The 1,424-nt window shown below is 70.9% G+C and carries 1 protein-coding gene; it reads right to left on the bottom strand.

Annotated features, from left to right (window positions below):
* Positions 1–6: 6 nt before the first annotated feature.
* Positions 7–1,314 (bottom strand): ISL3 family transposase, encoded by a 1,308-nt coding sequence (locus ACK586_RS25340; RefSeq protein WP_409333304.1) that lies wholly within the window; start codon positions 1,312–1,314, stop codon positions 7–9.
* Positions 1,315–1,424: the final 110 nt, after the last annotated feature.

Below are 1,424 nucleotides of genomic sequence, written 5' to 3'. Positions count from 1 at the left end.
GGCTCTTCACGATCGAGGGTGTAGTCGGGTCCTGAATCCGCCGGTCTCCAGCAGGCTCCTGGCGATGTAGTTGGTGAGGTTTCGGAAGCCGAGCGCGGAGCCGCGGAGGTGCTCGAGTCGTCCGTTGAGGGCCTCGGTCGGCCCGTTGCTGGTACCGGGTCTGTCGAAGTACGCCAGGACGTCTTCGGCCCGCTTCTTCAGCGTCCGCCCCAGCGTGATCAGCTCGGTCAGCGCGGCCGGGACGCCGCGGCCGAGCGCGTCGATGAGGTCGCTCATCAGCCGCCGGCCCTTGGCCCGGTCGGGCTCGCGGTAGGCGCCGATCATGCGTTGATAGATGCCCCAGGTGGCCTCGACCTGGACGTGCTCGTCGACGGCGAACAATGCGGTCAGCCGCTGCTGTTGCCGGTCAGTGAGCAGGTCAGCCCCGGTGTGCAGGACACGTCGCGCGCGGTAGAGCGGATCGTCGGCGCGGCCGCGGTGCCCGTGCAGGTCCTGCTGCACCCGGCGCCGGCAGCGATCCAGGGCGTCGCCGGCCAGGCGAACGACGTGAAAGGGATCCATCACCGCAGTCGCGGCCGGCAGCTCCTCGGTGGTGGCGGTCTTGAAGCCGGTGAACCCGTCCATGGCGACCACCTCCACCGCGTCGCGCCATGCCGGGTCGCGCTCGGCGAGCCAGGTCTTGAACGCCTGCTTGGAGCGGCCCTCGACCATGTCCAGCAGCCGGGCTGAGCCGGTGCCGTCGCGGACGCCGGTGAGGTCGATGATCACGGTGACGTACTTGTCGCCGCGGCGGGTGTGCCGCCACACGTGCTCATCGACCCCGAGCACCTGCACGCCGGCGAACCGGCCCGGGTCGTCGATCAGGACCCGCTTGCCTTCGGCCAGGACAGCGTCGTTGGCGGTGTTCCAGGCGACCCCGAGCCCTTCGGCGACCCGGGCGACGGTCAGGTGCTGGCAGACGATGCCCTCCAGCGCCCACCGCAGACCCCGGCGCGACAGCTTCGCCCGCGGCTCGGCCGCCCGGCTGGTGTCCTGCCGCCACACGTGCCCGCAGCCGGTGCACCGGTAGCGGCGGATCGTGACCAGCAGCGTCGTCGGACGCCACCCCAGCGGCTCGTGCGCCAGCCGCCGCAGGACGGTGTCGCGCGGCGCACCCTGGCAGCCGCAGCGCCGGCACCACTCGTCAGGCTCGACCACCCGACACGCCAGCACCGCACGATCCGAGTCCAGTCGCTGCCCGAGCACCTCCAGGCCGAGCTCGTCCAGGCGGCAGAACGTGGTCAGGTCAGGGCGAGCGAAGGTAGCGTCAGGCACGTCGAGGTCTTCCGGATGGGCAGTGTGAGAACTTCCATCCTCGGGAGGCCTCGACGTCTATCCCGGGACCGACGCGCCAGCCCGATCTACACCCTCAACTGCGAAGAGCC

This window comes from Trujillonella humicola, from assembly GCF_046233715.1.
Taxonomy (GTDB): Bacteria; Actinomycetota; Actinomycetes; order Mycobacteriales; family Geodermatophilaceae; genus Trujillonella; species Trujillonella humicola.
This window is presented reverse-complemented; position numbering and strand designations above follow the sequence as displayed.